At 72.1% G+C, this 8,212-nt stretch carries 7 protein-coding genes; 4 read left to right on the forward strand and 3 right to left on the reverse strand.

All coding sequences use genetic code 11. The features are described 5' to 3' along the window. Positions 1-1,466, forward strand: a 1,466-nt coding sequence (locus tag AB0O00_RS23630; protein WP_363654853.1) for a glycosyl hydrolase family 18 protein, incomplete at its 5' end; no start/stop codon positions are given. Positions 1,467-1,571: 105 nt separating this feature from the next. On the opposite strand, the gene AB0O00_RS23635 is transcribed toward AB0O00_RS23630, so the two are convergent. Beyond that, entirely contained in the window at positions 1,572-2,243 is a 672-nt protein-coding gene (locus AB0O00_RS23635; protein ID WP_363654855.1) for a prepilin peptidase, read from the reverse strand. Positions 2,244-2,380: 137 nt separating this feature from the next. Here AB0O00_RS23635 and AB0O00_RS23640 point away from each other — a divergent pair, with 137 nt between their 5' ends. Further along, a complete protein-coding gene (locus AB0O00_RS23640; RefSeq protein ID WP_363654856.1) occupies positions 2,381-3,109 on the forward strand; it encodes a hypothetical protein in 729 nt (242 codons plus the stop codon). A gap of 101 nt (positions 3,110-3,210) precedes the next feature. Further along, on the forward strand, positions 3,211-4,425 hold the full coding sequence (locus tag AB0O00_RS23645; RefSeq protein ID WP_363654858.1) for a pyridoxal phosphate-dependent aminotransferase: 1,215 nt from the start codon (positions 3,211-3,213) through the stop codon (positions 4,423-4,425). A 176-nt stretch (positions 4,426-4,601) separates the two neighbouring features. On the opposite strand, the gene AB0O00_RS23650 is transcribed toward AB0O00_RS23645, so the two are convergent. Next, positions 4,602-6,428 carry a phosphoenolpyruvate carboxykinase (GTP) gene (locus AB0O00_RS23650; RefSeq protein WP_363654860.1) on the reverse strand — a complete coding sequence of 609 codons (1,827 nt, stop codon included), beginning with the start codon at positions 6,426-6,428 and terminating at the stop codon, positions 4,602-4,604. A gap of 275 nt (positions 6,429-6,703) precedes the next feature. On the opposite strand from AB0O00_RS23650, the gene AB0O00_RS23655 reads away from it, so the two are divergent. Next, positions 6,704-7,390, forward strand: a complete 687-nt coding sequence (locus tag AB0O00_RS23655) for a hemolysin III family protein (protein WP_363654862.1) — start codon at positions 6,704-6,706, stop codon at positions 7,388-7,390. On the opposite strand, the gene AB0O00_RS23660 is transcribed toward AB0O00_RS23655, so the two are convergent. Further along, the gene (locus AB0O00_RS23660; protein ID WP_363654864.1) at positions 7,361-7,825 is read right to left on the reverse strand and encodes a hypothetical protein; all 465 of its coding nucleotides are present in this window, start codon (positions 7,823-7,825) and stop codon (positions 7,361-7,363) included. The genes AB0O00_RS23655 and AB0O00_RS23660 overlap by 30 nt on opposite strands. Positions 7,826-8,212: the final 387 nt, after the last annotated feature.

Consider the following 8,212-nt stretch of genomic DNA (forward strand, 5'->3'; position numbering starts at 1 on the left):
CCAACGGCGGCTTCGAGAGCGGGCTCGCCGGCTGGACCTGCACCGGCACCGCCACCGCCGTCACCACTCCGGTCCACTCCGGCAGCGGCGCGCTCCAGGCCACGCCGGGCGCGGCGGACACCGCCGAGTGCACCCAGACCGTCAGCGTGCTGCCCAACACCAGCTACGCGCTGAGCGCCTGGGTCCAGGGCCCGTACGTCTACCTCGGCGCGCGCGGCACCGGGGGCACCGACCCGAGCACGTGGTCCAACCAGACCACCTGGAACCAGCTGGCCACGACCTTCACCACCGGCCCGACCGCCACCAGCGTCACGCTTTACCTGCACGGCTGGTACGGCCAGGCCGCCTACCTCGCCGACGACGTGAGCCTGGTCGGCCCCGGCGGCACCCCGGCGCCGAGCCCGACCGCGACGGCCACCGCCACCGCCACGCCGACCGCGACCCCGACGGCCACCGCGACCCCCACCGCGACCGCGACGCCGACCCAGACCCCCACGGCCACGCCGACGGCCACCACGACCCCGACGCCGACCCCCACCGCCACGCCGACCACCCCGCCGGCCACCGGTCTGCCCGCCCACGCCGTCACCGGCTACTGGCAGAACTTCGACAACGGCTCGACCCCGCAGCGCCTGGCCGACGTCCAGAGCGCGTACGACATCATCGCGGTCTCCTTCGCCGACGCCGTGCCGACCCAGACCGGCGCGATCAGCTTCACCCTGGACCCGGGCCTGTCCAAGGCCCTCGGCGGCTACACCGACGCGCAGTTCCGCGCCGACGTCAAGGCCAAGCAGGCGGCCGGCAAGAAGGTCGTCCTGTCCATCGGCGGCCAGAACGGCGCGATCACCGTCGGCGACGCGACGGCCGGCGCCGCGTTCGCCAACAGCGCCGCCGCGATCCTCAAGGACTACGGATTCGACGGCGTCGACGTCGACCTGGAGAACGGCGTCCAGGCCGGCCCGCTCGGCGACGCGCTGCACGCCCTGCAGGCCAAGGTCGGCCCCGGCTTCGTCCTGACGATGGCGCCCGAGACGATCGGGATGTACAGCACGGCGGGCGCCTACTTCCAGCTGGCGCTGGGCACCAAGGACATCCTCACCGTCGTCAACACCCAGTTCTACAACTCGGGCGGCATGAACGGCTGCGACGGCAAGGTCTACAACCAGGGCACGATCGACTTCATCACCTCGCAGGTCTGCACCCACATCCAGGGCGGCCTGCGGCCCGACCAGGTCGGCATCGGGGTCCCCGCTTCCGGCAAGGCGGCCGGCGGGGGCTACGTCGACCCGTCGGTGGTGAACAACGCGCTCAACTGCCTGGCCACCGGCAACAGCTGTGGCAGCTTCGTCCCGCCGGCCAAGTGGCCGACCATCCGCGGCGCGATGGCCTGGTCCACCAACTGGGACGCCAACAACGGCAACGCGTTCTCCAACACGGTCGGCCCGTTCGTCCACAAGATGCCGTAACTCCCCGCGGCGCGGCGCTCCTTGAGGGTGGGGCCGGCGCGCCGGCAGCGGGGCCCGCAGTGCCGGTCGCGGTGCTGCGGGCCCCGCCCGTACGTCCGTCGGCGCTCAGCGCACCAGCACCGCGAGCAGGGTGCCGAGCAGCAGGAACGGGCCCACCGGGACGTCGAGTCCGCGCACCGGACGGCGGCGGGCCAGCGCGGCCGCGGCCCGCAGGATCGCCCACAGGCCCGCCAGCAGGACGGTGAAGAACAGCCCGCTGAACGCCACGCCCCAGCCGTACCAGCCGAGCAGCCCGCCCAGCGCGAACGCGAGCGGGGAGTCCCCCGGGCCCATCAGGCCCAGCCAGACCGGCAGTTCGAACAGGGCCCCGGCCGCGAGCGCCACCAGCAGGCAGCGCACCGGAACCCCCGGCCAGCCCTCGGCCACGGCGGGCACCGCCAGCAGCACGGCCAGCCCGGCGGCCAGCGGGAGCGTCAGCCGGTACGGCAGCCGGCGCACCCGGCCGTCGACGAAGGCGAGCACCACACCGAGCCCGGCCGCCCAGGCCAGCGCCGCGGCCGACGGCCCGTCCGCCGCGAGCGCCACCGCGACGGCGACGGCCGCGGCGGCGGCCTCGACCGTCCACGCACCGGCGCCCAGCCGCTCCCGGCAGCCGGGGCAGCGCCCGGTCGGCGGCAGCAGCCGCGTCGGCGCGGCGCACGACGGGCAGGCCCGGCACCAGGGTTCGCCCTCGGGCACGGCGAACCGGGCCACCAGACCCCGCAACAGCGGAGCCACCAGAAAACCGGCCGGTACCGCCCCGGCGGCGGCTAGCATCACCGGCGCAACCCCCTCTCGTTCGGCGCCCACATGACAAAAGCGGGCGCCCGGCGGGCGGGGCCCACCGACCCACATCATCCAACGGGGGAACGACCATGACGAAGACGCGGGGCACAACCCGGGCCGCCCGGGCCGCAGTTCCGGCCGCGGCGCTCACGCTGCTGCTGGCCGCCTGCGGCCCGGACAACGCCGACCCGGCGGCGGTCGACACCCCGGCCGCGCCGCCCGCCACCGCGGCGACCGCCACGCCGCCGGGCGCGCCCACCGCCGCCCCCTCCGCGGCCACCGGCGCCCCCGCGCCCGCCGGTTCGAGCGCCCCCGCGGCGGCCGGCGACGGTCCGCAGCCGTCGGTCACCGCGGGCGGCAACAACGTCACGCAGGTCAGCTACGACCACCCGCTCTCGCTCGGCGGCACCGGCCGCTACCTCGGCAAGAGCTCGACGGTGGACGCCACCGCCGTCTCGATCACCAAGGGCACCGCGAACGAGATCGCCCCGTTCGGCTTCATGCCGGACCTCACCACCGGCAAGACCCCGTACTACGTCACCATGACGTTCACCAACCGCACCGGGACCGCGCTGGACCAGGACGCCTACATGATGCGGGTGTGGGTGAAGCCCAAGGACCACTCGGCGGGCGCGCTGCCGGCTCCGACCCTGCAGAAGACGATCCCGCAGTGCGACACCAAGTCGCTCGTCACGCTCGCGCCCGGGCAGTCGGTGAAGCTGTGTGCCGTCTATCTCGTTCCGAACGAGAACCCGCCGGCGTTCCTCACGTACGGAAACATCCTGGACACCGCACCCCTGGTTTGGAAGGTCGGCTGACGGCACCCGCCTGCCGATCGAAGGAGCCCTCGCGCGGCCCGGCGGCACGTGTTCCAGGACACGCGTCACCGGGCCCGGCGGTGGCCCTAAAGTAGGCAGGCATGCAGGTCATCCAGTCCAGCAAGCTCGCCAACGTCTGCTACGACATCCGCGGGCCGGTGCTCGACGAGGCGATGCGGTTGGAGGAACAGGGCCACCGCATCCTCAAGCTGAACACCGGGAACCCCGCCGTGTTCGGGTTCGAGGCGCCCCCGGAGATCCTCCAGGACATCCTGCGCAACCTCGCGTCCGCGCACGGCTACGGCGACTCCAAGGGCCTGCTGTCCGCCCGCCGCGCCGTCGTCATGCACTACGAGGACCGCGGTCTGCACGGCCTCTCCGTCGACGACGTCTTCCTCGGCAACGGCGTCTCCGAGCTGATCCAGCTCGCCATGACGGCGCTGCTCGACGACGGCGACGAGGTGCTCGTCCCGGCGCCCGACTACCCGCTGTGGACCGCCTCGGTCTCGCTGGCCGGCGGCACCGCCGTGCACTACCGCTGCGACGAGCAGGCCGAGTGGTACCCGGACCTCGCCGACATCGAGGCCAAGGTCACCGACCGCACCCGGGCCATCGTCGTGATCAACCCCAACAACCCGACCGGCGCGGTCTACCCGCGCGAGGTGCTGGAGGGGATCGTCGAGATCGCCCGCCGGCACAAGCTGGTCGTCTACGCGGACGAGATCTACGACAAGATCCTCTACGACGACGCCGAGCACATCCCACTGGCCACGCTCGCGCCCGACCTCTTCTGCGTCACCTTCAACGGGCTCTCGAAGTCGTACCGGGTGGCCGGGTTCCGCTCCGGCTGGATGGTCCTGTCCGGCGACCGCAGCCGCGCCCGCAGCTACATCGAGGGCCTCACGGTGCTCGCCTCGATGCGCCTGTGCGCCAACATGCCGGCCCAGCACGCGGTGGCCGCGGCGCTCGGCGGGCGGCAGTCCATCCGCGACCTCGTCCTGCCCGGCGGCCGGCTGCTCGCCTCGCGCGACGCCGCGTACGAGCTGCTCAACGACATCCCGGGCGTCAGCTGCGTCAAGCCCAAGGGTGCGCTGTACGCCTTCCCCCGGCTGGACCCGAAGGTCTACAAGATCAAGGACGACGCCCAGATGGTGCTCGACCTGCTGCGCTCCCAGCGCATCCTGCTGGTCCAGGGCACCGGCTTCAACTGGCCCGAGCCGGACCACTTCCGCCTCGTCACCCTGCCCCGCGCCGAGGAGATCACCGACGCCGTCACGCGGATCGGCGACTTCCTCAGCGGCTACGCGCAGCCGTAGCGGCTGCGGTAGAAGCCGCCGTAGCGTCCGCAGAAAAAACGCTACGGCCGGAGCCTCGGCCCGGACGGTCTCCTTGGTCGGGGAAAGACCGTCCGGCGGGGCTCCGGCCGTCCTGTCGCCGGGCCGGTGCGAAGTTCGTGCAGCGCACCGGCCGTTGTCAGGGCTGAAGCTCAGGCTCAGCCGAGACGCGCGACGAGGCTCTTGTACTCGTCCCACAGCTCCTTCGGGGTGTGGTCGCCGAACATCTCCAGGTGGGCCGGCACGAGCGCGGCCTCCTGGCGCCAGATGTCGGCGTCCACGGTGAAGAGCAGGTCGACGTCCTCCTTGGCCAGCTCCAGGCCGTTCAGGTCGAAGCCCTCGGTGGTGGGCAGCACGCCGATCGGGGTCTTCACGCCCTCGCCGGTGCCCTCCAGGCGCTCGACGATCCACTTGAGCACGCGGCTGTTCTCGCCGTAGCCGGGCCAGACGAACTTGCCCTCGGCGTTCTTGCGGAACCAGTTCACGTAGTAGATCTTCGGCAGCTTCGACGCGTCCGCCTGGGCGCCGACCTTCAGCCAGTGGGCGAAGTAGTCGCCCATGTTGTAGCCGCAGAACGGCAGCATCGCGAACGGGTCGCGGCGCAGCTCGCCGACGGTGCCCTCGGCGGCGGCGGTCTTCTCGGAGGCGATGTTGGCGCCGAGGAAGACGCCGTGCTGCCAGTCGAAGGACTCGGTCACCAGCGGGACGGCGGTGGCGCGGCGGCCGCCGAACAGGATCGCCGAGATCGGCACGCCCGCCTGGTCCTCCCACTCGGGGGCGATGGTCGGGCACTGCGCGGCCGGGACGGCGAAGCGGGCGTTCGGGTGGGCGGCCGGGGTGCCGGACTCGGGGGTCCAGTCGTTGCCGCGCCAGTCGATGAGGTGCGCCGGGGGCTCGTCGGTGAGGCCCTCCCACCACACGTCGCCGTCGTCGGTGAGGGCGACGTTGGTGAAGACCGTGTTGCCCCAGAGGGTGTCGATGGCGTTGGCGTTGGTGTCCACGCCGGTGCCGGGGGCGACGCCGAAGAAGCCGGCCTCCGGGTTGATCGCGTAGAGGCGGCCGTCGGCGCCGAAGCGCATCCAGGCGATGTCGTCGCCGATCGTCTCGACCTTCCAGCCCGGGATGGTGGGCTGGAGCATCGCCAGGTTGGTCTTGCCGCAGGCCGAGGGGAAGGCCGCGGCCACGTACTTGGCCTCGCCCGACGGCGGGGTGAGCTTCAGGATGAGCATGTGCTCGGCGAGCCAGCCCTCGTCGCGGGCCATCGTCGAGGCGATGCGCAGCGCGTAGCACTTCTTGCCGAGCAGGGCGTTGCCGCCGTAGCCCGAGCCGAAGGACCAGATCTCCTTGGTCTCCGGGAAGTGCGAGATGTACTTGGTGGTGTTGCACGGCCAGGCCACGTCGGCCTCGCCCTCGGCGAGCGGGGCGCCGACGGTGTGGACGGCCTTGACGAAGTCGCCGTCCTCGCCGAGCTGGTCGAGCACGGCCTTGCCCATGCGGGTCATGACGCGCATCGACACGGCGACGTAGGCGGAGTCGGTGATCTCGACGCCGTAGGCGGCCAGCGGGGAGCCGACCGGGCCCATCGAGAACGGCACGACGTACATCGTGCGGCCCTTCATCGCGCCGCGGAACAGGCCCTGCTCGCCCTGGAAGACCTCACGCATCTCGGCGGGGGCCTTCCAGTGGTTGGTCGGCCCGGCGTCCTTCTCCTGCTCGGAGCAGATGAAGGTGCGGTCCTCCACGCGCGCCACGTCGGACGGGTCCGAGGCGGCGTAGTAGGAGTTCGGGCGCTTCTCCTCGTTCAGCTTCTTGAAGGTGCCCTGATCCACCAGCAGGTCCGCGAGGCGCTGGTACTCCTCGTCGGAGCCGTCGCACCACTCGATGCGGTCCGGCTGGGTGAGCTCAGCGATCTCGCTCACCCACGCCACCAGGCGCTGGTGACGGGTGGGCGCGGACGCGCTGACAGCAGAGATCTCGTACGACACGATCGCTCCGTTTCACGCCATCCCGGCGGGGAGACGGCGTAGCGGGGGTCTGAGGGTGCTTGCAGCGTAGCTCCGGGTCCTGGGCCCGATTGCGGCACACCGGTGAAATTGGCGCAGCTTTTACTACAGTCAGTACGATTACTGGCCAGTAACACGTCGCTCACGTCCGGGACGGAGTGCGCTGCACCACACTTCAAATGCTCCAAAATGTCGAAGTGTGGCGATCGCCACTTCCTACCTGTCGGTAACCTACGGACCCGTAAGTAACGGGTAGCATGCTGCGCATGACTGCAGAGCTCGCGCGGGGCGCCGGGAACGCGACGGAGAGCAAGCCGAAGTGGCGCGGCTGGCTGCACGCCGGGATGTTCCCCGCCACCGTCGCGGCCGGGATCGTGCTGATCTGCCTGGCCGACTCCACGCCCGCCAAAATCGCGTGCGCGGTCTACTCGGCGAGCGCGTGGCTGCTGTTCGGCGTCAGCGCGGTCTACCACCGCTTCACCTGGGGGCCGCGCGGGGACGCCGTCCTGCGCCGCCTCGACCACGCGAACATCTTCCTGATCATCGCGGGCACCTACACGCCGTTCACGATGCTGCTCCTGAAGGGCGCCGCCCAGCAGGTGCTGCTCTGGGCGGTCTGGGGCGGCGCGCTGGCCGGGATCGCGTTCCGGGTCTTCTGGGTCGGCGCGCCGCGCTGGCTGTACACGCCGGTGTACATCGCGCTGGGCTGGGCCGCGGCGTTCTTCCTGCCCGACTTCCTGCGCACCGGCGGCGTGGCCGTCCTGGTGCTGATGATCGTCGGCGGGGTGCTCTACAGCATCGGCGGGGTGGTGTACGGGCTCAAGCGGCCCAACCCTTCACCGCGCTGGTTCGGGTTCCACGAGGTGTTCCACGCCTTCACGCTCGGCGCGTTCATCGTGCAGTACGTCGGGGTCTCACTGGTGGCCTACAGCACGGCCGGCTGAGTCCGGCGCACCACGGCGGGCGGTCGTCCGGTCCACGTCCACGGACCGGGTGACCGCCCGTTCGGCCGTGCAGGGGTGCTCGTGCGGCGCCCGGCCCTGCGGCCGGCGGCGCTCCGCCCGGTGGTCCACGGCGCCCGCGCCGCCGCGCGACTGGCGCGCGTCCAGCGCCTCGCGGGCCCGGCGGCAGCGCTCGCAGTGCGCGGCGTTCGGGGACACGGTGGACGGACGGTGGCCGCCCGGCGCGTCCGCCCGGTGCAACGCCCGCCAGCGCCGGGCCACGTACACCATGAGCAGCAGCACCTCGACCCCGGCGACCACCAGGACCAGCGCGGCCCCGTTGATCAGGTAGGCCGCCACCACGGCGAGCGCGGACCCCACCACCACGGCCGCGCCCCACACCTGGGCACTGGCCGCCTTGTCCTCACTGTCAGCCACTACGGCTCCCCTTTCCCGGCGCCGGGCTCGTGGTCGGCTCCGGCCGCCCCACCCCTTCTCCGCTCTCGGCACGCGTCGGCCGACACTGACCGATTGCCACATGGTATCTACCGTCCGTCACTCCCAGCTGCCCCCGGGCGGCGAACGACAGATCAACGTTGCGTCAATTCCATGTGCTGAAGGCGCACTTCAAGCACACACCGCACGGGGTCGCGGAGCGCGCACGACGGCGGGGCCCGGCATGGTTGCCGGGCCCCGCCTTTCTGTGTGGTGATGCCTACCCTCGGCGGACGCCCGCCTTGCGGCGCAGGAGCGCGGCGGCGCCGACCAGTGCGGTGGCGCCGAGCGCCGCGGCCGCCGTCACGGCGGGGAGCAGCGAGCCGTGGT

The sequence above is a fragment of the Kitasatospora sp. NPDC093558 genome (assembly GCF_040683475.1).
Lineage (GTDB): Bacteria > Actinomycetota > Actinomycetes > Streptomycetales > Streptomycetaceae > Kitasatospora.

Bases quoted from the DNA above. Each gene is read 5' to 3' on its own strand.
- AB0O00_RS23645 (WP_363654858.1), top strand. From the start codon at position 3,211: ATGCAGGTCATCCAGTCCAGCAAGCTCGCCAACGTCTGCTACGACATC.
- AB0O00_RS23640 (WP_363654856.1), top strand. From the start codon at position 2,381: ATGACGAAGACGCGGGGCACAACCCGGGCCGCCCGGGCCGCAGTTCCG.
- AB0O00_RS23655 (WP_363654862.1), top strand. From the start codon at position 6,704: ATGCTGCGCATGACTGCAGAGCTCGCGCGGGGCGCCGGGAACGCGACG.